Source organism: Caulobacter sp. RHG1, assembly GCF_013181195.1.
Classification (GTDB): Bacteria; Pseudomonadota; Alphaproteobacteria; order Caulobacterales; family Caulobacteraceae; genus Caulobacter.
Genome location: NZ_SMZP01000011.1, coordinates 84,151 through 105,725, shown reverse-complemented (window position 1 = coordinate 105,725; position 21,575 = coordinate 84,151). Strand labels below are relative to the sequence as shown.

Annotated in this window: 17 protein-coding genes; 8 read left to right on the top strand and 9 right to left on the bottom strand. The window is 63.8% G+C overall.

All coding sequences use genetic code 11. The features are described from left to right. The first annotated feature begins 180 nt into the window (after positions 1-180). On the top strand, positions 181-1,437 hold the full coding sequence (locus tag E1H18_RS25310; RefSeq protein WP_172274716.1) for a site-specific integrase: 1,257 nt from the start codon (positions 181-183) through the stop codon (positions 1,435-1,437). 55 nt (positions 1,438-1,492) lie between these two features. Beyond that, entirely contained in the window at positions 1,493-3,313 is a 1,821-nt protein-coding gene (locus E1H18_RS25305) for a hypothetical protein (RefSeq protein WP_172274713.1), read from the top strand. A gap of 5 nt (positions 3,314-3,318) precedes the next feature. Here the strand turns inward: E1H18_RS25305 and E1H18_RS25300 are convergent, their stop codons facing one another. The 3 genes from E1H18_RS25300 to E1H18_RS25290 all read right to left on the bottom strand — a co-directional run bounded on the left by E1H18_RS25300 (position 3,319) and on the right by E1H18_RS25290 (position 5,242). Beyond that, positions 3,319-3,474 carry a hypothetical protein gene (locus E1H18_RS25300; RefSeq protein ID WP_172274710.1) on the bottom strand — a complete coding sequence of 52 codons (156 nt, stop codon included), beginning with the start codon at positions 3,472-3,474 and terminating at the stop codon, positions 3,319-3,321. A gap of 307 nt (positions 3,475-3,781) precedes the next feature. Continuing rightward, a complete protein-coding gene (locus tag E1H18_RS25295; protein ID WP_172274707.1) occupies positions 3,782-4,075 on the bottom strand; it encodes an AlpA family transcriptional regulator in 294 nt (97 codons plus the stop codon). A 252-nt stretch (positions 4,076-4,327) separates the two neighbouring features. After that, the gene (locus E1H18_RS25290) at positions 4,328-5,242 is read right to left on the bottom strand and encodes a LysR family transcriptional regulator (RefSeq protein WP_172274704.1); all 915 of its coding nucleotides are present in this window, start codon (positions 5,240-5,242) and stop codon (positions 4,328-4,330) included. 123 nt (positions 5,243-5,365) lie between these two features. Between E1H18_RS25290 and E1H18_RS25285 the strand changes: the two genes are divergently transcribed. Next, on the top strand, positions 5,366-6,214 hold the full coding sequence (locus E1H18_RS25285) for a nitroreductase family protein (protein ID WP_172274702.1): 849 nt from the start codon (positions 5,366-5,368) through the stop codon (positions 6,212-6,214). A gap of 79 nt (positions 6,215-6,293) precedes the next feature. Next, positions 6,294-7,442, top strand: a complete 1,149-nt coding sequence (locus E1H18_RS25280) for an alkene reductase (RefSeq protein WP_172274699.1) — start codon at positions 6,294-6,296, stop codon at positions 7,440-7,442. A 53-nt stretch (positions 7,443-7,495) separates the two neighbouring features. On the opposite strand, the gene ribH is transcribed toward E1H18_RS25280, so the two are convergent. Genes ribH through E1H18_RS25260 form a run of 4 tightly spaced genes read right to left on the bottom strand, consistent with a single transcriptional unit; the run spans position 7,496 to position 10,738 of the window. Further along, positions 7,496-7,948, bottom strand: coding sequence for a 6,7-dimethyl-8-ribityllumazine synthase (gene ribH, locus E1H18_RS25275; RefSeq protein ID WP_172274697.1), 453 nt, complete (start codon positions 7,946-7,948; stop codon positions 7,496-7,498). Beyond that, positions 7,945-9,168, bottom strand: coding sequence for a 3,4-dihydroxy-2-butanone-4-phosphate synthase (gene ribB, locus E1H18_RS25270; RefSeq protein ID WP_172274694.1), 1,224 nt, complete (start codon positions 9,166-9,168; stop codon positions 7,945-7,947). Before ribB ends, ribH begins: the two co-directional genes overlap by 4 nt. Further along, positions 9,144-9,758 carry a riboflavin synthase gene (locus tag E1H18_RS25265; protein ID WP_172274691.1) on the bottom strand — a complete coding sequence of 205 codons (615 nt, stop codon included), beginning with the start codon at positions 9,756-9,758 and terminating at the stop codon, positions 9,144-9,146. Before E1H18_RS25265 ends, ribB begins: the two co-directional genes overlap by 25 nt. Before the next feature lie 14 nt (positions 9,759-9,772). Beyond that, positions 9,773-10,738, bottom strand: a complete 966-nt coding sequence (locus tag E1H18_RS25260; RefSeq protein WP_172274688.1) for a dihydrofolate reductase family protein — start codon at positions 10,736-10,738, stop codon at positions 9,773-9,775. A 144-nt stretch (positions 10,739-10,882) separates the two neighbouring features. Between E1H18_RS25260 and E1H18_RS25255 the strand changes: the two genes are divergently transcribed. After that, positions 10,883-11,578, top strand: a complete 696-nt coding sequence (locus E1H18_RS25255) for a GntR family transcriptional regulator (protein ID WP_172274685.1) — start codon at positions 10,883-10,885, stop codon at positions 11,576-11,578. A 495-nt stretch (positions 11,579-12,073) separates the two neighbouring features. On the opposite strand, the gene E1H18_RS25250 is transcribed toward E1H18_RS25255, so the two are convergent. Next, on the bottom strand, positions 12,074-12,286 hold the full coding sequence (locus E1H18_RS25250) for a hypothetical protein (RefSeq protein WP_172274682.1): 213 nt from the start codon (positions 12,284-12,286) through the stop codon (positions 12,074-12,076). 953 nt (positions 12,287-13,239) lie between these two features. After that, the gene (locus tag E1H18_RS25245) at positions 13,240-13,611 is read right to left on the bottom strand and encodes a DUF6334 family protein (protein ID WP_172274680.1); all 372 of its coding nucleotides are present in this window, start codon (positions 13,609-13,611) and stop codon (positions 13,240-13,242) included. A gap of 554 nt (positions 13,612-14,165) precedes the next feature. Here E1H18_RS25245 and E1H18_RS25240 point away from each other — a divergent pair. The 3 genes from E1H18_RS25240 (at position 14,166) to E1H18_RS25230 (ending at position 21,543) form a co-directional block, all read left to right on the top strand. Next, entirely contained in the window at positions 14,166-14,498 is a 333-nt protein-coding gene (locus tag E1H18_RS25240) for a DUF3768 domain-containing protein (RefSeq protein ID WP_172274677.1), read from the top strand. A gap of 153 nt (positions 14,499-14,651) precedes the next feature. Beyond that, positions 14,652-14,810 carry a hypothetical protein gene (locus E1H18_RS25235; protein ID WP_172274674.1) on the top strand — a complete coding sequence of 53 codons (159 nt, stop codon included), beginning with the start codon at positions 14,652-14,654 and terminating at the stop codon, positions 14,808-14,810. 37 nt (positions 14,811-14,847) lie between these two features. Continuing rightward, positions 14,848-21,543: a calcium-binding protein gene (locus E1H18_RS25230; RefSeq protein ID WP_172274671.1), complete on the top strand. Its 6,696-nt coding sequence runs from the start codon at positions 14,848-14,850 to the stop codon at positions 21,541-21,543. Positions 21,544-21,575: the final 32 nt, after the last annotated feature.

Below are 21,575 nucleotides of genomic sequence, written 5' to 3'. Positions count from 1 at the left end.
GCTGGGGTTGTCCAATTGACCTTAGCGGTTATACCGTCAGCCAATCACGTCGTGACGGCATTTTTTCTCAACTTAACTCTCTGAAATCGTTGTTGAAAGATCGATCTCGGCAGGCCCAAGTGGCCTGACGGCATTTTCGCTCGCTTTCAAGCGCTTTTCAGGGGGCTCGGAGGACCGTCCATGCTGACTGAAAGCAAACTCAAATCTCTGAAACCTAAGCAGAAACTGTACAAGGTCGCTGACCGTGACGGCATTTACGTCACGGTCTCCACCACGGGGGCGATTTCCTTCCGCCTCGACTACCGCCTGAACGGCCGGCGCGAGAGCCTGACGCTGGGTCGATACGGCGCGGACGGCATCAATCTGGTGCGCGCCCGAGAGCTGGGAATGGCGGCGCGGGCCACGGTCCGCGAGGGCCGTTCGCCCATGATCGAGAAGCAGCGGACCAAGGCCAGGGTGAATGACGCCAAGACCTACGGGGAATGGGCCGAGAAGTGGCTCGAGAAAGCGCCGATGGCCGACAGCACCCGCGCCATGCGCAGGAGCATCTACGAGCGAGACATCAAGGCCATCTTCGAAAACCGCCTACTAATCGAGATCGAGCCGCAGGACATCCGGCTGGTCTGCGAGAAGATCGTCGCGCGCGATGCGCCGGCCACAGCGATCCACGTGCGCGAGCAGATGAAGCTCGTCTTCGCCTATGCCCGCCTCTACGGCGAGAAGGTCGACAATCCCGCCACCGATGTGGCCCCGGCCTCGATCGCCAGGTTCGTTCCCCGCGAACGCTCCTTGTCGCCGCGCGAAATCCGCTTGTTCTATCCGCTGCTGGAGCAGGTGCCGACCCTGCCTACCATCCGGCTGGGCATGAAGCTGATCCTGCTCACGCTGGTCCGGAAGAGCGAGTTGACTTTCGCTACCTGGGACGAAGTCGACTTCGTCAACGCCATCTGGCGCATCCCCGCCGAGCGCATGAAGTGCGGCCGGCCCCACAATATCTACCTCTCGCGCCAAGCGCTCGACATCATGATCGCGTTACGCACCTGCGCCGGGAACTCTCCTTACCTCCTGCCGTCGCGGTACGAGGCCGACCAGCCGATGTCGCGCGCGACGTTCAATCGAGTGACCACGGCCATCACCGAACGGGCAAAGCAAAACCAGCAACGCCTTGAGGCCTTCACCGTCCACGACCTACGTAGGACGGGCTCTACGCTGCTGAACGAGGTGGGGTTCGACGCCGACTGGGTCGAGAAGTGTCTGGCCCACGTAGACCGCAGGACCTCGCGGAGGGTCTACAACGTGGCCGAATACGCCCACGCTCGGATCCATATGCTGCAGGAATGGGCCAACATGATCGATGCCTGGGTGGCGGGGGAGAAGTACACGCCCACCCTTCAGCCCTCCGTGACCCATGGGGTCGTTCTGGACCCGGCGGCATGATCGGCTACAACTGGCAGTTCAGCTTCGCAGTTGGTGACCGCGTACGGAGATTGCGTTGAGCGTCACGATCAAAAAAACGGCGGCCTATACGCTTCGGGAAGCGCTCAGGAGCCTCTTTCCAAGGGGTTACCTCGACCACAAGGGCTATCAGACGCGCCTTGAGCTCACGGACACGAAGCGGCTGCCGCCGAAGCTGCACAAGACCTTTGAGAACCCGCCCTATTTGGCGGTGGACCTCTTCGCGATCGCCGGCTTCCTACTTCTCAAAAGTGGTGGCTATCATCATGTCAGTCCCGAAGTCGGTGGGGCTGCTAGCCCCAGGATGATCACCGTCACGGCCGCTCAACGAGAAGCTTGGAAAGCAGCCGGACGCCAGTGGCGAGAAGCGACTGGGGGTGTCGTTCCGCCTCCACCGCCCGAACTCATCGCGGCGTGGGATGAGCTCAAAGAGTGGTTCCGCAACGACCTCTTCCGGGAAAAGCTGCCGTCGGCCAAGCCGCGACCGTGGTGGCCCGCATGCGTCGCGCTGTTGGCGATCGCCGATGAAGCCGCGGCCAATGTCGGGTTTGAAGCCAGTGCGTCCAACGCCCAGGCGTTCACCGCCGACGTGCAGATGCGCAAAGAGATCGCCGCCAATCGCAAGGTCTACACGCTGTCGAGCGCCGACCCCGACCACATCTGCGTCCTGCCCAAGAGCCGTACACCGAAGGTCGGTTGCACGTTGCGCTCGCTCTCGCATCATCTGGCGCTGTTGCCTTCGCGGGGCTTGGCGCGCGCCTATTGGAGTCCGGCCCCGCAGATCAGCGGCGAGAGCGCGACCATCGCCAACGCGCCGTTCAACCTCGTGATCATTCCCTCGCCGTTCAAGGTGAGGGCCGAGGCTTTCAGGGGAACACCGGCGACGGACGCCACTTGGGGATGGTTCCACATCAAGTCCCATTGGTGTCCAGCGAGCGGAGCGAAGAAGGGCAAGGCCTTCAAGGATGGGTTCGAGCCGTTTCTGAAGTTCGTGACCGATGTGCTCGACGAAGCCGCGCGCGACGTGGGCACTGTTCATGGCCTTGTCTTCCCAGAAGCTGCGCTGAGCTACGAGGTGTTTCAGAAGCTTTGCCTCGAACTCCAGCAGCGGCCTGGATTGGAACTCTTGGTGGCAGGACTGTTCGACGCGCGAGACCCGACGGGCGGATACCGCGAGGGCAACTTCGCGGCGATGGCGCGCTTGGACGAGGACGCAAAGGGCAAGAAGAAGTTCGACATCGCTACCCGCGAAAAGCACCATCGGTGGCGCATAGAGAAGTCGCAGATCGACGCCTACGCCTTGGGCTCCGCCCTCGACGCCAATTCAGGCTGGTGGGAGAAGATCGACATTCTCAGCCGCAGCCTCGACGTCTTCGTGCTGCGCGGCGGTGCTACGGTCACGACCTTGATTTGCGAGGACCTCGCGCGCAATGACCCTTGTCAAGAGCTGGTCCGGGGCGTGGGTCCCAATCTGTTGATCGCGCTCCTGATGGATGGACCGCAATTGAAGGATCGCTGGCCAGCGCGTTACGCCACGGTTCTCGCCGAGGATCCGGGTTCGTCAGTGCTGTCGGTGACGTCGAAGGGCCTGATCGCCAGGTCCAACGCCACCAAGCGCTTCCCGGCTTCGGACAAAATTGCATTGTGGCGGGACGACTCGGGTCGCACCGAAGAATTATCGCTGCCCGACGGGGCGCACGGCTTATGCCTTACCCTTCAGCCGGGCGCCGTCAGCGAACGCAGTCTCGATGGACGCCTCAACAGCAACGCGCAGTCCTGGCGGCTGACCGGCATTGTACCCGTGACGGCCACGCCCGATGTCGATATTCTCGCGGGAGAGTGGCCTGGTGGGCTGTAGCCGCGTTACGCGGCTACAAGCTCCTCTTCGTCTTCGTCGACGACCTCAGCTTGGTGGGGCGCCATTTCGGCGGCCACGGCGAAGGCGGCAGGCGACATCGCTTCGAGAGCCTTCAGGGCTTCGCGATTTTGTTCAAGGAATGCGTCGCCATATTCCAACATGTTTGGCTCCTCAATCCCGTGATGGAATCACACTGTGAATTCCAACGTTGAAGACGATACTAATTTGGCCCCTCGTGTCACGACGTACAAGAGCGACCAAACATCCAACGCGATGTTCACGTTGGATGTTGCGAACATAATCCAAGTTGGTGTCGGAACGCGCATTAAATCGGTTTCAAATTTCGTATCAAAACCCTGGCGAAAATAGTTCGTGGCCAACGACGAAGAAGTTCGCGGCAATTTCGAACCGGCGTCGAAGCGTACATGGCGACCGTGTCGACATCGCTGGCGAGGGCCTCGTTCTGATCTACCGGTGAACAGGACGCGTGCGGCGTGTACGCACGTCAGGGCCCTCGGCGGGCTCTGCCGAGTCGTGTGCGGCCTTTTTGCGCTGGGCCAGCCAGGTTTCGATCTCGCCCAAGTCCCACACCACGCAGCGGCGGGTGAGGGGAAAGCGGCGGGGGAACTCCCCGCGCCTCTCCATTTCGTAGATCGTGGTGTCGGCCAGAGGCACCATTTTGCGCAGTTCCGGTCGACGGATGGCGCGGGTGGTGGGCATAGAGCCGAGCGAGCGAGAAGGCGACACGGTATCCTGCGGCATGGCGTACTCCTTCGCCATCAGTAGCCACCGCAGCCGATAGGCCCGCAAGCGTCAGGCCTGCCGGGGCGGGGCCTGGCGTAGAAAGACAGGCATTCGGCGGGCCTTCGGGTTGTAGGGCCTCGGCCGCGATCTCTGGCGAAGGGCCTGTTCAAATTACTCGGCTGGGAGGCTGCTAGAGATCAGGTAACGGTCGCTGATGACCACGGCCGGCACCCACCCATAGCGGACGTTCAAATATCGCCGGGCATTCGCTTAGCTGTGCGCGGGTTGTCGCATTTCGTCTTCCAAGTGTTCCACCAGCCAATCGATGAATACCCTGACGCGGGCGTTTATTCGGCGAGCGGGAGGATAAAGGACGGAGATCGGGTCGGATCCGGCAACCCAGTCGTCGAGCACCCGCACGAGAGCGCCTGAGGTTAGATGCGTCCTTACAGTCGACAGGTAAGTTTGCCCGACGCCCAACCCATTCAGGATCATGTTGACCTGACCAGTGCTGTCGTTCGCCATGAGATCCTTGGCCTCAATCAAGACGCGCTTACCGTCCTTCTCGAACGTCATGGGTTTGGCCTCTCCCGTTGATGCCGAGAAATAGCCGATACATTGGTGCCGCTCGAGAAGACTGGACGGCTCTGTTGGCACGCCATGGCTTGAGAGGTAGGCGGGGCTCGCGCACGTAATACGCTGGTCCTCGTAGATCGTGCGCGCGATCAGCGAAGAGTCCGCGAGGCGGCCCAGCCGGACAACGCAGTCCACCCCTTCGCCGATGAGGCTGACGGGTTTGTCGCTGATGCCCAACGCCACTTGAATGTCAGGGTAGCGGTCACGGAAGTGAGCCAAGGCCGGGATTAGGATCATGTTCGCCATTGAGGAATGCACGTCGATCCGGATGCGACCGCTGAGCCCGCCACCTCGCTGGCGAAGGTCGGCCTCTATGCCCTGGAGATCCGCGAGAATGGCGCCAGCACGCTCGTAATACTCGCTTCCTTCGGCGGTCAGCGACACGGCTCGGGTCGAACGCTGCAGCAGCTTGAATCCGAGATGCGCCTCGAGTTGGGCCAATTGTTTGCTGGCTGTCGATTTCGGCGTGCCGAGTTGCGCTGCGGCTTTGGTCAAGGAGCCGGTTTCGACGGTCCGTAGAAATACCCTCAGCGCCGACAACTGATCCATTTCGCCACCATATGCGCGCCAGTCACATTGTCCACACGTGTGAACACTGACTTCGCGGACGACCGTCTTCCAAGCAACTCAGAAGGGCCTAGCTGAAGGGGCGAACAAGGACGGAGTCCCATCATGCATGATCAAACAGACCGCCATACAACCCTTCTGGATCAGCGCTACGGCAACCAGGAGAAGCCGCAGAACCTTGTCTGGAACCCCGTGGTGGAGATCCAGTTGGCGCACAAGTCAGTCAGGACCTTCCTGCCGGAGGCGCTGCCGGAAGGAGCTCTCGAAACCATGGTCGCAGCGGCGCAGTCTGCATCGACGGGCTCTGCTCTTCATCAGTGGAGCGTCATTACGGTCACGGATGGGGCGTTGAAACAGCGCATCTCAGACACGATCGCCCGCACCGTTCCAACCGACCGCATTCCGTGGATCGAGGAGGCGCCTACCCTTCTGCTCTGGGTGGCCGACTTGTCGCGATCTGCGGCGATTACCCGAGAACGGGGCGCGGAGCCCGTGGTGCACGACTATCTCGACGCCTTCCTCATGGCCACGGTCGATACGTCTCTGGCCGCCCAAAACGCCGCGCTGGCGGCGGAATCCATGGGCCTCGGCATCGTCTTCCTGGGTGTCGTACGCAACGCAGCTCAAGAGATCGCCGAGTTCGTGGGTCTACCGCCCCATACATTCTTCACCTTCGGCATGGCGGTCGGGCATCCAGACCAGTCGCGCCAAAGCGTCCCCAGGCCGCGTCCGCCGCAATCGGTGATGCTGCATGAGAACCGCTACGACTCCGAGGGGTTCAAGGCAAAGCTGGACAGTTACGAGGACGCCTACAGAGCCTTCCGCGAAGGCCAGAACATGCGTCCGCGCTCGTGGCAGGACGCGGTCCACGAGTCGGCGACGAGCATGGCCTACATGAGCGGCCGGGCGGATCTGAGAGACATGGTGACCGCACGCGGCCTCACGCTTCGCTGAGACGCCCCGTCCGGGGGGGGGCAGGGCAGTCGCCGCAGCGACCCGACAGTGATCATGACCTTTTTTTGGATTTATCAAGATGACGACACTCTTCGACAGTTTCGACCTCGCTGGCCGGCGATTGCGGAACCGGATCGCCATGGCGCCGCTGACGCGCGCCAGGTCTCCCGAAAACATCGCGACTGAACGGAACGCGCTCTACTACGCTCAGCGTGCGACCGCCGGCCTGATCATAAGCGAAGGCACGCCCATCTCCCGAGAAGGACAAGGATATCTGTTCAATCCTTCGATCTACACGCTTGAACAGATCGAAGGCTGGCGCTTGACGACGAATACCGTTCACGCCTTGGGAGGAACGATCTTCGCGCAGCTCTGGCATGTCGGTCGAGTGTCCCACATCTCGATCCAGGAAGGCGGCAAGAGCCCGGTCGGACCTTCGGACAAGATTGCGCAGAACGCCTGGAGCTACGCCTACCGGGACGATGGTTCACCGGGCAGGATCCCGGCCTCGCCCCCGCGCGCTTTGACGACGGAAGAGGTTGGCCGCGTCGTTCAGGATTTTGCCCAAGCCGCCGCCAACGCGATCGAAGCCGGTTTCGACGGCGTCGAGATCCATGGCGCCAACGGCTATCTGCTTGAGCAGTTCATGAACCCCAAGGTGAACGATCGGGAGGACGAATACACCGGCGCGACACTGAAGGGACGCCTACGGTTTCCCTTGGAGGTCGTGGACGCGGTGATCGCCCGGATCGGCCGGGAGAAGACCGCGATCCGGATCTCGCCCTATGCGCAGGACTTCGGCATGCCTCTGTACAACGGCGTCGAAGAGACCTACGCCGCCCTAGTTGAAGCCCTAGGAAGCCGCAGCATCGCCTATGTCCATGTGATGGACCATACGGAGGCCGGGGCGAAGGCGCCGGAACCGTCGCCCGTCGCAGCCCGGATAGAGCCGATGCTCCGACAGTTTCGCGGTCAGCTTCCGAACACAGGCCTAATGGTCGCGGGCGCCATGTCTCGCAAACGTGCTGACCGTCTGCTGGCCGAGGGCGTCGTGGACATGATCGTGTTCGGTCGCTGGTTCATCTCGAACCCAGACCTGGTCGCGCGCTTGCAGAACGACTGGCCGCTCGCCGATGCGGACCCGGCGTCATTCTATCCGAACCCCGAAACGCTCAAGAACAGGGATGTCGAAGGCTACATCGACTATCCACCACACTCCATCGCCTAGATTTCTGGTATGAACGTCGAATCGCGTGCCCGCCTTCAACTCTTGTCGGACGTTCAGTTCGACTGCTGACGGGCTATCCGCCTGAGCGACGCGGCCGTTTCCACGCACGCAGCTGCCGCCTCGCGGCCCTTGTTACCGGCGTCGTCGCGGGAGCGAGCCTGAGCCTGTTCGTCGGTGTAGGTGGTCAGCACGCCGAAGGCGATTGGCGTCTCCGTCGCCAGGCTAGCGCTGACCAGGCCCCAGGCAGCGCCGGCACTGATGAATTCGAAGTGCGCAGTGTCGCCCTTGATGACACAGCCTAAACAGGCGACCCCGGCATATCGGCCCGTGCGTGCCAGAGCCTGGGCGATCAGCGGCAGCTCGAAGGCTCCGGGCGCTTCGAAGATGTCGGCGTCTTCGACCGGTGCGCCGTGTTCGGCGAACTCGGCCAGGGCACCAGCCAGCAGGCCGCCGGTGACCTCGGGGTTGAAGCGGCTGATGGCGATGGCGAAGCGTGGAGCGGTCATGCGGAGATCCGGGAAGGCGGCAGGGAAAGGCGGTGGCCCAGCTTGGCGCGCTTGGTAGCCAAATAGTCAGCGCGGTGCGGATCGGGCGGGGCAACCAGCGGCAGGATCTCGCGTACCGTAATGCCCAGGTCTTCCAGCGCTGTGACCTTGCGCGGATTGTTGCTGAGCAGCCGGACCTTGTCGGTGCCCAGCGATCGCAGGATGTCGGCGGCCGCGGCGTAGTCACGTGCGTCGTCGGCGAAGCCCAGGGCGTGGTTGGCTTCCACGGTGTCCAGCCCTTGGTCCTGCAGGGCGTAGGCGGCGATCTTGTTGGCCAGGCCGATGCCGCGCCCCTCATGGCCGCGCAGATAGACCAGCACGCCGTTGCCCGAAGCATCGATCGCCGCCAGCGCTGCGTCCAGCTGGGCGCCGCAGTCACAGCGGCGCGACCCCAGAGCGTCGCCGGTCAGGCATTCGGAATGCACCCGCACCAGTGGCGCGCCGGTGAGGGGGCCGCGCACGAGGGCCAGGTGTTCGCTGCCCTCTAGGCGGCTTCGAAAGGCCCGGACCTCGAAGGTTCCGTGGCGGGTGGGAAGCTTGGCGGCGCCTACCGCCTCGACCGGCGGATCGGTGGCGATCAGGTGCGCGCGCAGCTCGGCGATGCTGAGGATCGGCAGGTCATGGCGGGCGGAGAAGGCGATCAAATCGCCGCCTCGCGCCATGGTCCCGTCTTCGTTCATGACCTCGCAGATTACCGCCGCTGGCGTCAGGCCCGCCATACGCGCCAGCTCCACCGAGGCCTCGGTGTGGCCGGCTCGCGCCAACACCCCGCCGGGTACGGCGCGCAGCGGGAAGACGTGGCCGGGTGAGACCAGATCGGTCGAAGTGGCGTTTGCCGCGACCGCCGCCTGGATGGTCAGCGCCCGGTCGGCGGCCGAGATGCCGGTGTCGATCCCTTCGGCCGCCTCGATCGAGACGGTGAAGGCCGTGCCGCGACGGGTGCGGTTATCGGCGACCATGGGCGGAAGGCCCAGTTGGTCAATGGTCGGAGCGTCCATGGCCAGGCAGATCAGGCCGCTGGCCTGCTTGGCCATGAAGGCCACCGTATCCGCGTCAGCGAACTGGGCGGCCAGAACAAGGTCGCCCTCGTTCTCGCGGTCCTCGTCATCAACGAGAATGATCATGCCGCCGGTCTTCAGGCGTTCGATGGCAACGTTTAGGCGTTCAGGGAGGCGTGGCATAGCCGCTCCACATATTTGGCCAGCACGTCGACCTCGACATTGATCGGGTCGCCGACGCGGGCGTGCTGCAGGTTGGTGTGGGTCCAGGTGTGGGGGATCAGGGTGATCCCGACGGCGAAGCGGCCAGCATCGACCGGCTCTATCGAATTGAGGGTCAGACTGACGCCATTCAGGGCGATCGAGCCCTTCTCGACGCAGTAGGGGGCGAGTGACGCCGGCAGATCGAAGCGGACGCTCCTGGCCCCATCCTCTTGGATGACCGAGGCCAGGCGGGCTTCGCCATCGATGTGGCCCTGTACGAGGTGTCCCGACAGCCGCGTGGCTAGGGTGACGGCCCGTTCCAGGTTGACGAGGTGGCCGGCCACAAGAGTCTTGAGGTTGGTGCGCGCGAGGCTTTCGGCGCTGACGAACACCTCGGCGTCTCCAGTCTCGTCGCTGGCGACGATGGTCATGCAGGCGCCGTTGACCGCCAGGCTTTCGCCCTGGGCTAGATCGGGAAACGCCGTCTGTAAGGTCAGGCGCATGGCCCCGTCGGCCACCGGCTCGACAGCCGTTACCTCGCCCAGGCGCTCGATGATTCCGGAAAACATCGGCTTTAACTATTCTAGGCCAGCCGACGGCTGACGGTGTCGCCGCCCGCGCCCTGGCGAATGATCACGTGCTCGTCCCACAGGCCGGCCTCCAGAAAAGCGGACAGCAGGGTGGGACCGCACTCGACCAGGGCCTCCATGACCCCGTCCTCGGCCAGGGCGGCCAGCATTTCGGACATGTCGCCGTGCAGGCTGGGGGCAAAGCCTCGCTCCCGCGCCGCGTCGAGATAGGCCGGGGCGGTGCGCCCGCGACGATCGAGGATGGCCAGGCGGCGCGACTGACGGCGCGGATCCTCGACGTGCCGGACGGTGAAGAGCGGCGCGTCGGCCAGGATCGTGCCCGAACCGGTGATCACCGCGTCGGCCCGTCGGCGCAGGTCGTGGGCCAGGGTAAGCGAAGTCTCGTTCGTGAAGGTCTTGGCACCGACCGGCGGCAGCATCGAGCCCTCAGCGTCCAGGGCCTGCTTGATCGTCAGCCATGGCCGCGCCTTGGTCAGGCGGGTGGCGAAGGGTGCGATGAGGCGGGACGCTCGGGCGGCAAGTGCGCGTGCGTCGCGGTGATCGAGGTCGATGATTGGACGGGTGGCCACGCCCATGGCCTCCAGCCTCGCCGCTCCGCCGGCGGCCGTTGGGTTTGGGTCGATCGCCCCGTACCAGACCGCCCGAGTGGGACTGGCCAGGATCGCCTCGGCGCAGGGCGGGGTGCGGCCGCGGTGCGTGCAGGGCTCCAGGGAGACGACCAGCGTATGAACGGCGTCGAAGCGTCCTTTGGCGTGGCAAGAGGCCAGTGCAGCACCTTCGGCGTGGGGCCGCCCTGCGGCCTCGTGAGCGGCGACTGCCAGCACCATCCCGTCCGCCGCCAACAAGGCGCAGCCCACCGGCGGGTTGGGCGCGGTGGCGCCGGTGAAGCGGTCGGCGGCGTCCAGGGCTAGCCGGAAGCCGGTCGCGATCTGAGCTGGGGTCGGGGAGGGGGCCGTCATGGGCCGTCTACTAATGACGGGATCGGCCGCGTCTCAAGCAAGCATCGCCAATCTCGCGCCTAACATGTTAGGTGGCATTGGGAATGACGATCGCGCCGTTTTGGCTTAACTGCCCCGTATGATTGACGATGTCAGAGCGCCGCGATGAAGGGGCCGCGCAACAGCGTGCAGCCGCATGGCGCATGGTCGCCGGGGCTCCAGAAGGCCCGACTCTACGAGGCGATCCTGCAGGATATCCTCTTGGGCGATCTCGCCCCCATGCAGGTGCTGGAGGAGAAGGCGCTGGCCGTCCGCTACGCTGGCGGGGTGGCTGGGGTGCGAGACGCACTGGGGCGTCTGGCCATAGAGGGGTTGGTTGTGCGCCGGCCCCGCGTGGGCACTATCGTCGCGCCCCTGGACCTTGCCGAGATCGAACACGCCTTCCAGGTCCGACGCATGCTGGAGGCCAAGGCCGTAGGTCTCGCGGCACGCAACCGTCGCGAGGATGACCTGCCCGGCATCCTGGGCGCCTTCGACGGGGCCGAGGACGCCATCGCCGCAGGCGACTTTAGGGCCATGCTGGCCATGGATCTTGCGTTTCACCGCGCGGTCGCCTTCGCCGGTCAGAACTCGACGCTGGCCCGCTTCGTCGTCAGCCTGCAGAACACCGCCACCCGGTTTTGGGTCTGGCAGATGGAGCGGCAGACGCCCGAGGCGCAATTGGTCGATGTAGGCCTGCACAGGCGGATGGCGGACGCGATCGCCGCACGCGACGTCGTTCGCGCTGAGGCCCTTTGCGAGCAGCTGATCGGCCTCCCGCCCGCGCTTGGCGCTCCAAGTGAAAGGCGCTGCTTTCACTAGTCGGTTGTTTTCGGCGCGCAGCCAAGCAAAGGCAGACTTCCGGAGATGCGCTAACGTCTCCTAACGACCCGTTGCGGACGTTCCGTTCGTGGTGGCAATGTGTCCGCCATGAAGGTTGGGGCGGTAATCATAGGTTTGACGTTATCCGCCACTGTCGCTGCCTGCAGCGATGTGCCGAATACATTTAACGTTAAGTCAAATCGCATGGTGACTTCTGCAGATCTGAGGCTTTGCGGTAAGGAGAAGCGTCTCCATAAACTGGGCGACAGTTTCGTTGGAGCGCAGCGCATTACTTGTGAAGGCGAGGGCCAAATCATCGTCCGGTCTGACCGCGCTCCAGTCACCTGTGTCGTGGGTTACGTGACGCCGGGCGCGGTCCAAGATTTCAGCTTCCTTGTGGAAGCTGGAAGTTGCCGCCCGGTCTAGGCCTGTTTCCCACCCATGGTGGACATGCCATCGCCACAGCTCATGTCCACAACGGGTGGCGGGCGAACCTCAGCGTTCCTGCTGGAGAAAAATTACCCACTGTAAAACGGCGACGAAGGCGAAGACGAAGAAGGCGACCCAGCCCCAAACGGGCAGCGCGCCGTCTTCAGGCGCAGCCGCAATCCCAAAGACCATCGTGACCCACGCAGGAACCCCGACGAACCACATCAGCCAGCGCGACCAGCGCGGCTGAGCGGCCCTGAACCTCGCAGCAAAGCTCATGCAGTCACTCCGGCTACTATCTCTATGGACCGTTTTCAGTAAATAGCGTCGAACGTCCTCGCTGTAGCGTAACGATAGCCGGCTGGCGACTTCCCGCAAGGAGCGCATGCTGGTAGCGTGACGCTTGCCCATCAACGGTCAACGTCCGCCCCCACCCGTTGCGGGCTCACGTTCATTGCGACCCCGCGGGCTGAGCTAACCAAAATGTCCCCAATGAACGGCGTCCCACCATCATCAGGTAGGTCATTGACGTGGAACTGGCGGAAGACTTGGCCAGCCCGCCTTGTTCTGCTGTTCGCTCTCGGTTTCGCCGTCACAGCGTTGCTGTTCTGGGAACAGAAACCCTGGCTCGCTCGTCGGAGCGCTGAGATGGGCTTTATCATCGGCGGGTTAGGCGTCGTGTTGATGCATCGCGCCGGTGCGACCCGGAGGAGCATCGGCAGGCCGAACGGTGACCAAGACTAGGTTGCGCGGGAGGTCGTAACCTTGCTCCCGACCCTGAGCAGACGTGGGTAATTTCAGTGGAACCTGCGCGATTTCGTGATGTCGAACAGCACTAACCCGATGTGCGAAGCCACAGTAATTATCAAAAGGGCTATCTGGATCCATTCCGGCCAATTGAGTGCGCCAGAAAGAGCATATATCGCCGAACCGACCAAAACTACGATGCCACGCCTAAAGAAGCGACGCCGATAGGCAACGTACAGATGATCCATATCGCCCATCCATTCGAACCTGATCATTCCGATTGAAGATGGTGCGAAGTAGTCTTGTAAAAGCAAGAGTGCAACTAACGCGACGAAGTATGCGAGTGCTTCCATGGCGCAGGATACCAAGGCTTAGGTCCGTTCACCACCCTTCACTGACCCTTGCGATGTCCGCTTGCGGGGCGAAGGTCTAGTGTCTGGTTTCGGGCGGTGGCCCGATTTCAGCACCCGGCCCTAGTCGGACATTCAGTCGAACTCGGATATGCGCCGCAAATGGATCGCCGAGGCCATGCCGATGAAAAGGAATTGCGGCTCTAGGTCGGAGCAGGAGAGGATGAACGTGTCGAGATAACCTCGATAGTTTCGCCCGACCCAGCACCAGCCTAGGGCCGTCCCCACGACCGCTTGCATCGGCGCGATCGGAATCCATTCCGCCCCACCGGGGGCAGCCTCCAGCGTTGCGGAAATCTCGTCGCTATCGGGATCGACACGTAACACCAACGCTCGCGCTCCGAGTACAATGGAGACAACCGACCACCGGCCGTCGACGCCGTCGGCGCGCCCCACCACAGCGGTTATGGCCTCGCCATCGATTGCTTCGTAGTCGAACTGCAGCATGGTCTTTTGCTTCATAGCGGCAGGGTAGGCGCCAGTCTGGAGAGTCTGCAAACCACCCTTAGCGGACCTACGGATTGTCCGCTTCGCCGCGATGTCTGCTTAGGCGGCGAGCCTCCAACCGATGTCGGAGAACAGGGTTCTCGCCGAGCGCTTGCGCGCCCAGCTTCACCCGAAATCGAGAGCGCCCGGCGGTCACGCTCGGTCCCGCAGCTTTCGCTGCTCCTACGGGCGCGACCCTGCGGGCAGGCTTTGGCCTGCCGCCGGGCCCTCAACGCCGCTTCCCACCACGCGCGGTGCGCGGGCTCCTGTGCAGGCTTCATTGTTACAGGGCGTCCGCTTCTCGGCCGCGTGGCTTAGGACTCCGCCCTCGGCGCACTTCGGATCGCCTTCCGCCCAGCTTCGGGCGTGATGACAGGCGGGTAGGGCGACAGGGCGCGCCCTGCAGCCGGGTCCCCGCGAAGGCGCCCCTCCGTTTGCACACCCGGTCTCGCCGACGGGCGTCGGGGTCAGGCGAGCTTTTCGCCCTGACCCCGGACCCTGAACTGGAGACCAAGATGACCGAAGCCGAACATGTCGCCGCAATCGCGGCCCTTAACGACGCCCTGCGCGCCGATCCGGGCGCCCGTTGGATGCTGACCCCTGGCGTGCGCGCCATGCCGTTCGCCAAACAGGCCGTCGCCTTCGCCCTGGTCAGCGCCTTCTGCGTGTTCAACGCCGACAACGACCCTCATGGCGAGCGCGACTTCCGCGCCTTCGAGGCTGATGGGCAGCGGCTCCTCTGGAAGATCGACTACTACGATCTCGACATGACCCTGGCCTCGCCCGATCCGGCTGATCCGGCCGTCACCAAGCGGGTCCTGACCTTGATGCTGGCCGAAGAATACTAAGGCCTGGGCGCGGCTGCGCTCTATGGGGGCGGCGGCGGACCCTGGCGCGATGCCAGCGACGCTGGTGAAGGGGGGCGATCTTTCGGGATCGGCCCGCCTTTTTGGCAATCAGAACTGGGCGGTGGGAGGCGATCCGCTGATCGGGACGAGGCCATGGGACGTTGGGACATGTCGGCCGACAGCGCTTTGATGGCGTTCGAGGCGTTTTCCGCGCCCGAATTCTCCATCACGATACCCCCTAAAAAACTCCACGATTTCTCAAAAATTCTTTATGACAAACCAATGGTTGCTCTTGCAGAATTTCTACCTTGAGTAATGATCCCTCCTAGGTAGAGTTTGGGAGGGCTTCATGGCGACGATCAACGGCACCAACGGCGACGACACGCTTACCGGCACGGCAGTAGCCGATATCATCAACGGCCTCGCCGGCAACGACATCCTCAATGGCGGTGACGGCAACGATGTCCTGTCTGGGGGATTGGGCGCGGACGCGTTGTTTGGGGGCGCAGGGACCGACACCGCCGTCTACAGCTCCGCCGTGACGATCAACACCGCGACCGGCGTTCATATCGGCGAGGCAGCTGGCGACACGTTCGATAGCATTGAGATTATTGCCGGCTCCAATTCGACGGACACCTTCGTCTCCGGCGCGGGCGCCGACAACTTCGATGGCGGGGGCGGGACCGATATCCTGAGCTACGCGGCCTCAGATGCGGCGGTGAACGTCAATATCGGCACAAACACCGCGTCGGGCGGCTACGCCCAGGGCGATGTTATCAAGAACTTCGAGCGCCTGGTGGGCTCGGTGTTCGGCGACACCCTGGGGTCCAGCGGCAATGGGCACGTTCTGGATGGTGGGGCGGGGGATGACCTCTACATCGTCAGCGGCGCCGGCGTCGTCGTCAGTGAGGCGGCTGGAAGCGGTGACGACACCGTCCAGACCGCCCTGGCCACCTACACTCTGGGCGTGAACCTCGAGCGTTTGACCTATTCGGGGGCGGGCGCCTTCTCAGGCATCGGCAACAACGACGCCAACGTCATGACCGGCGGGGCCGGCAATGACACCCTTCAGGGCATGGGCGGCGATGACACCCTCTACGGCGGGGACGGCAATGACGTTCTGATCGGCGGCGCTGGCGTAGACAAGCTCTTCGGCGGCGCGGGGATCGACTCGGTCGCCTTCGCGGGCTCGGTCACCATCAACACCGACACCGGCGTACACACAGGCGACGCGGCGGGCGACATCTTCGACAGCATCGAGATCATCCAGGGTTCGGCGTCTTCCGACACCTTCATCTCCGGCGCAGGCGCTGACAACTTCGACTCCGCCGGTGGTGTCGACATCCTCAGCTACGCCACCTCTAGTGCGGCCGTCAGCGTCAACATCACCACCAACACCGCCTCGGGAGGCTACGCCCAAGGCGACGTGATCAAGAACTTCGAGCGCGTGCAGGGGTCGGCCTTCAGCGACACCCTGGGTTCGACGACCAGTGGCCACGTGCTCGAAGGCGGCGCGGGCGATGATCTCTATATCGTTGGCACGGGCGTCACCGTCATCGAGGCGGCAGGGGGCGGCGACGACACCGTCCAGACCGCTCTGGCCACCTACACCCTGGGCGTCAACCTCGAGCGCCTGACCTACTCGGGCGCAGGCGCCTTCTCGGGCCTCGGCAACAACGACGCCAACATCATCACCGGCGGGGTCGGGAACGACACTCTGCAGGGCATGGGCGGTGACGACACGCTCTACGGCGGGGACGGCAACGACGCGCTGATCGGTGGCGCCGGCGCCGACAAGCTCTTCGGCGGCGCGGGGATCGACTCCGTCGCCTTCGCCGGTTCGGTCACCATCAATATGGCCACCGGTGTTCACACCGGGGATGCGGCTGGCGATATCTTCGACAGTATCGAGCTCATCCAAGGCTCGAATGCGGACGACGTTTTCGTCGCGGGCGCCGGAGCGGACAATTTCGACGGCGCCACCGGCTTCGACATCTTGAGCTACGCGGCCTCGGACGCGGCCGTGAACATCAATGTCGTAACCCAGACCGCGTCTGGCGGTTACGCGACCGGAGACACCTTCAAGGGTTTCGAGCGCTTCGTCGGCTCGGCCTTCGACGACACGTTCACCGCCACGACGGCGAGCGCGCCCCTGGAAGGCGGGGCGGGCAACGACACCTACTTCGTCACCAGCGCGGTTGCCCTCATCGAATCGGCTGGCGGTGGCGAGGACAGCGTGGTCACGACTTCGGCGTCCTATACCTTGGGCAACAATCTCGAGCGGCTGACCTATACCGGCACGGTGGCCTTCACCGGCACAGGTAACGCGGAGAACAACGTCATCACCGGTGGGACCGGCAACGACACCCTTCAGGGGCTTGGCGGCGACGACACTCTCTACGGCGGGGACGGGAACGACGTCCTGATCGGCGGAGCCGGCGCGGACAAGCTCTTTGGCGGCGCTGGGACCGATACGGCGAGCTACGCCAGCGCCGTCACCATCAACATGGCCACCGGCGCGCACGCCGGCGACGCGGCCGGCGACACCTTCGACAGCATCGAACTGATCCAGGGTTCGGCTGCGGCCGACATCTTCATCGCCGGCGCGGGCGCGGACAATTTCGACGGCGCGGCCGGAACCGACACCCTCAGCTATGCCGCGTCGGACGCGGCCGTGAGCGTCAATCTCCTCACCGGCGCGGCGTCGGGTGGATATGCCGCCGGCGATACCGTCGTGAACTTCGAGAAGGTCGTGGGCTCAAGCTTCAACGACACCTTCACATCGTCCAACGCGACCCTGGAAGGCGGCGCCGGCGATGATACCTACGTTGTCAGCCACCAAGCGGCGACCATCATCGAAGCGTCCGGCGGCGGCAATGACCTGGTGCTGACCTCGACCGTCTCCTTCACGATCGCCGACAACATCGAGCGGCTGACCTATACGGGCACAGGCGCCTTCTCCGGCTATGGCAACGCTTCGAACAACATCATCACGGGCGGTGTCGGGGTCGATACCTTGCGTGGCCTGGAGGGCGATGACGTCCTGAATGGTGGCGACGGCAACGACATCCTGATCGGCGGCCTGGGCGCGGACGTCCACAACGGTGGCGCGGGGACTGATTTGGTCACCTACGGCGCCGCCGCCGCGGCGGTCACCGTCGATCTTGTCGACGGCGCCAATGCCGGCGAGGCGGCAGGCGACACCTACAGCGACATCGAGAACTTCACCGGTTCGACCTTCAACGACACCTTCGTCTCGGGCGCTGGCATTGACCGTCTCGACGCCGGGGCTGGCACGGCCGACATCATCAGCTACGCAAAGTCGACGAGCGGGGTGAACGTAAACCTCACCACCAAGGTGGTTTCGGGCGGCTTTGCCGAGGGCGACGTGCTGACCAACTTCGAAAGCGCCGTCGGATCCAACTGGAACGACACCCTGGCCAGCAGCACGTCCGGCCACGTCCTGTCGGGCGGCAAAGGCGACGACACCTATGTCGTGGGCCATCAGTTCGTCACGATCAACGAAGCAGCGGGTGAGGGCGATGACCTCATCATCACCACGCTGGCGACCTGGACGCTGGCCGCCAACTTCGAGCGGCTGAGCTATTCGGGGACAAGCGCCTTTACCGGCATCGGCAACGGCGACGACAACGTCATCACGGGCGGCGTCGGGGCGGACACCCTGCGCGGGATGGTGGGCGACGACACCCTGAACGGCGGCGACGGCAATGATATCCTGATCGGGGGCGCGGGCGCCGACCACCTGGTTGGCGGGGCTGGAACCGACACCGTCCGCTACGAAAGCCAAGTGACGGTCGACATGGCGACGGGGCAGCACGAGGGCGACGCCGCGGGCGACACCTTCGATGGCGTCGAGCTGATCCAAGGCTCGACCAGCAACGACGTCTTCATCTCCGGGGCCGGTGCGGACAAGTTCGACGGTAACACCGGCGCCGACACGCTGAGCTACGAGGGTTCCGACGCAGCCGTGGACGTCAATCTGACGACGGGGGCGGCGTCCGGCGGCTACGCGCAGGGCGACGTCATCACCAACTTCGAGCGCGTGGTCGGCTCGGCCTTCGGCGATACCCTGCGCTCCAACACGACCGGCCAGACGCTGGCTGGCGGCGCCGGCGACGACGTCTATTACATCAGCGGCGCCACGGTGACGGTCGAGGAGGCGGTCGGTGGCGGTATCGACACCGTCATGACCACCGGCGGTGCATCCCTGTCGAGCATGACCAATGTCGAGAACCTGGTCTTCATCGGCACAGGTAATTTCAACGGCTTCGGCAACGGCGGCGACAACACCATCACCACCGGCGACGGCAACGACAATCTCAATGGTCGTGACGGCGATGACGTCCTGAACGCCGGCGGCGGCAACGACGAACTGCTGGGCGAAACCGGCGACGACATCCTCAACGGCGGGGACGGGGACGACAGCCTCTACGGCGGCGCTGGCGCGGATCAGCTCAACGGCGGGGCCGGGACCGACACCGCACGCTACCAGACCGCCATCACCATCAACATGCTCACCGGGGTGCATACCGGCGACGCCGAAGGCGACACCTTCAACAGCATCGAGGTCATCCAGGGCTCCAGTCTCGCCGATACCTTCGTGGCCGGCGTGGGCGCCGATGGCTTCGCGGGCGGGGGCGGCGTCGACATTCTGGACTACGCCGCCTCGACCGCCGGGGTGAACGTCCATCTGACGGCCAACACCGCCGCCGGCGGCTATGCCGAAGGCGATACGATTTCGGGCTTCGAGACCCTGATCGGAACAACCTTCGCCGACACGCTGGGCTCGGCGACCGCTGGCCATAGCCTGCAGGGCGGAGCGGGCGACGACACCTACGTCATTGGCGCGACCGGTGTCGGTATCGTCGATACGTCCGGGGACGACACCATCCAAACGACCCTGGCCACCTTCAGCCTGGCGGCCCTCCCGCAGATCGAACGTCTCAGCTACGCGGGTGGCGCCAGCTTCTCCGGTACGGGGAACAGTCTCGACAACGTCATCACCGGCGGTGGCGCGGCCGACACCCTCCAAGGCGGGGGCGGCGACGACGTGCTCAACGGTGGCGGCGGCAACGACACGCTGATCGGGGACGCCGGCGCGGACACCTTCAATGGCGGCGACGGCATCGACACGGTCAGCTACGCCAACGCCACGAGCGCGGTCAGCCTCGACCTGGCGGCCGGGGTCGGCAGCGGCGATGCGCAGGGCGACACCTTCAATTCCATTGAAGGGTTCATTGGGACCGGATACGGCGACACGATCGTCTCCAGCGCGGCGGCCGAGCGGCTGGACGGTGGCGCTGGCCCGGATCTTCTAAGCTATGCGGCGTCGACCGCAGCTGTGAACGTCAATCTGACCACCAATGTGGTGTCCGGCGGCTACGCCGAAGGCGACGTCATTAAAAACTTCGAAGTCGTCCTTGGTTCGGCGTTCAACGACACCCTGACCTCGACCACCAGCGGCCACTGGCTGCGGGGGGGCGATGGCGACGACACCTATGTGATCACTTCCACCGGCATCACGATCACCGAAGGCGCCGGCCAAGGGGACGATCTCATCAGCACGACCCTTGCGAACTACTCCTTGGGCGCCTGGGTGGAGATCGAGCGGCTCACCTACACGGGGAGCGCAGCCTTCACCGGGACTGGCAGCGCCGGCAATAACGTCCTGACCGGGGCCAACGGTAGCGACATGCTGTACGGCATGGCTGGGGACGATGAGCTCAACGGGGCCGGCGGCGCCGATCAGCTCTTCGGTGGCGACGGCGACGACACCCTCAACGGCGGGGCCGGCGACGACATCCTCTATGGCGGCGCGGGGGGAGACGCTTTCTTCGGTGGCGATGGCACGGACACGGTTTCGTTCGCCGACTCGGCAAGCAGTGTCGTGCTAATTTTCGACGGCTTCCAAGGCGGGTTCACCGGCGACACCTTCGACAGCATCGAGATTTTCGCCGGGTCGAACTTCAACGATACTTTCATCGCGGGCGCGGCCGCCCACGCCATTGACGGGGGGCAAGGCGTCGATCTTGTCAGCTACCTTTCTTCGGCGTCCGCTCTAACGATCTCCGTCAGCGGAACGGGAAGCTCGGGGATCGCGGCAGGCGACACCTACGCCTCTATCGAAATTTTCGAGGGGTCTTCCTTCAACGATGTCTTTCTCGGCGGGACAGGCGACGACACCTTCATCGGTGGCGCTGGCGCCGACAGCTTCTTCGGAGGTGGCGCGGGTAGGGATATGGTTTGGTATCTGACCAGCGCCGCAGCAGTCGAAATCGACCTATCCACAGGCGCGGCGTTTGGCGGAGACGCCACCGGCGATAGCTTTGATCATATCTTCGGGATCATCGGTACGAATTTCGCCGACAAATTGATTGGCAACGGCAACGACAACACCCTTGAGGGCGGGGCTGGCGATGACGAGATCCGTGGTGGGGCCGGGAACGATATCATCTTCGGCTATCTCGGCAGCAACACGGGTCCAGTTGGGGCGGCGCAAGCAGGTGCGCAGGCGGATCTGCTCTACGGCGGAGACGGTAACGACCAGATCACTACGTCAGTCGACGACATCTTCAGTATCGCAGATGGCGGAACGGGGAACGATATCCTGACGGTTTACGGTGGCGTGGCCCTCGGTGGGGCTGGCGCAGATCGATTGGTTGGTCTCGGAAGCGCCTATATTCTGGATGGGGGAGATGATGGCGATCAGTTCGAGCTTCGTGGGGCGGGGGAAGCCCATGGTGGAAATGGGGGTGATCGCTACTACGTCGAGACTTCGGCTCGAACCTATATTACCGACACTGGCACGTCTGGAATGGATGTCGTGTACTTGAATACGTTCAATTCCGCGTCTGAGGTCGCTGCGGTCGCTGTAGGTTCAGATCTTTATATTTCGACCTTTAACGACCTGAATGACAACGGGCAGATAGATTCAGGTATCGTCGTAATCGGTTACTTTGGTGCGGGCGGCTCGAAGGCAATTGAGCAATTCTACACGCTAGATGGCATTGGTTTCACGATTTGAGGTTACCCGGCGGCGCTTCGACCCTTGAAGCG

Coding starts and splice junctions, on each gene's coding strand:
- E1H18_RS25245 (WP_172274680.1), bottom strand. CDS start 13,611: ATGCTGCAGTTCGACTACGAAGCAATCGATGGCGAGGCCATAACCGCT.
- E1H18_RS25290 (WP_172274704.1), bottom strand. CDS start 5,242: ATGGATCAGTTGTCGGCGCTGAGGGTATTTCTACGGACCGTCGAAACC.
- ribB (WP_172274694.1), bottom strand. CDS start 9,168: ATGCCACGCCTCCCTGAACGCCTAAACGTTGCCATCGAACGCCTGAAG.
- E1H18_RS25250 (WP_172274682.1), bottom strand. CDS start 12,286: ATGAGCTTTGCTGCGAGGTTCAGGGCCGCTCAGCCGCGCTGGTCGCGC.
- E1H18_RS25300 (WP_172274710.1), bottom strand. CDS start 3,474: ATGTTGGAATATGGCGACGCATTCCTTGAACAAAATCGCGAAGCCCTG.
- E1H18_RS25295 (WP_172274707.1), bottom strand. CDS start 4,075: ATGCCGCAGGATACCGTGTCGCCTTCTCGCTCGCTCGGCTCTATGCCC.
- E1H18_RS25230 (WP_172274671.1), top strand. CDS start 14,848: ATGGCGACGATCAACGGCACCAACGGCGACGACACGCTTACCGGCACG.
- E1H18_RS25310 (WP_172274716.1), top strand. CDS start 181: ATGCTGACTGAAAGCAAACTCAAATCTCTGAAACCTAAGCAGAAACTG.
- E1H18_RS25235 (WP_172274674.1), top strand. CDS start 14,652: ATGGGACGTTGGGACATGTCGGCCGACAGCGCTTTGATGGCGTTCGAG.
- E1H18_RS25260 (WP_172274688.1), bottom strand. CDS start 10,738: ATGACGGCCCCCTCCCCGACCCCAGCTCAGATCGCGACCGGCTTCCGG.
- E1H18_RS25255 (WP_172274685.1), top strand. CDS start 10,883: ATGAAGGGGCCGCGCAACAGCGTGCAGCCGCATGGCGCATGGTCGCCG.
- E1H18_RS25280 (WP_172274699.1), top strand. CDS start 6,294: ATGACGACACTCTTCGACAGTTTCGACCTCGCTGGCCGGCGATTGCGG.
- E1H18_RS25265 (WP_172274691.1), bottom strand. CDS start 9,758: ATGTTTTCCGGAATCATCGAGCGCCTGGGCGAGGTAACGGCTGTCGAG.
- ribH (WP_172274697.1), bottom strand. CDS start 7,948: ATGACCGCTCCACGCTTCGCCATCGCCATCAGCCGCTTCAACCCCGAG.
- E1H18_RS25240 (WP_172274677.1), top strand. CDS start 14,166: ATGACCGAAGCCGAACATGTCGCCGCAATCGCGGCCCTTAACGACGCC.
- E1H18_RS25285 (WP_172274702.1), top strand. CDS start 5,366: ATGCATGATCAAACAGACCGCCATACAACCCTTCTGGATCAGCGCTAC.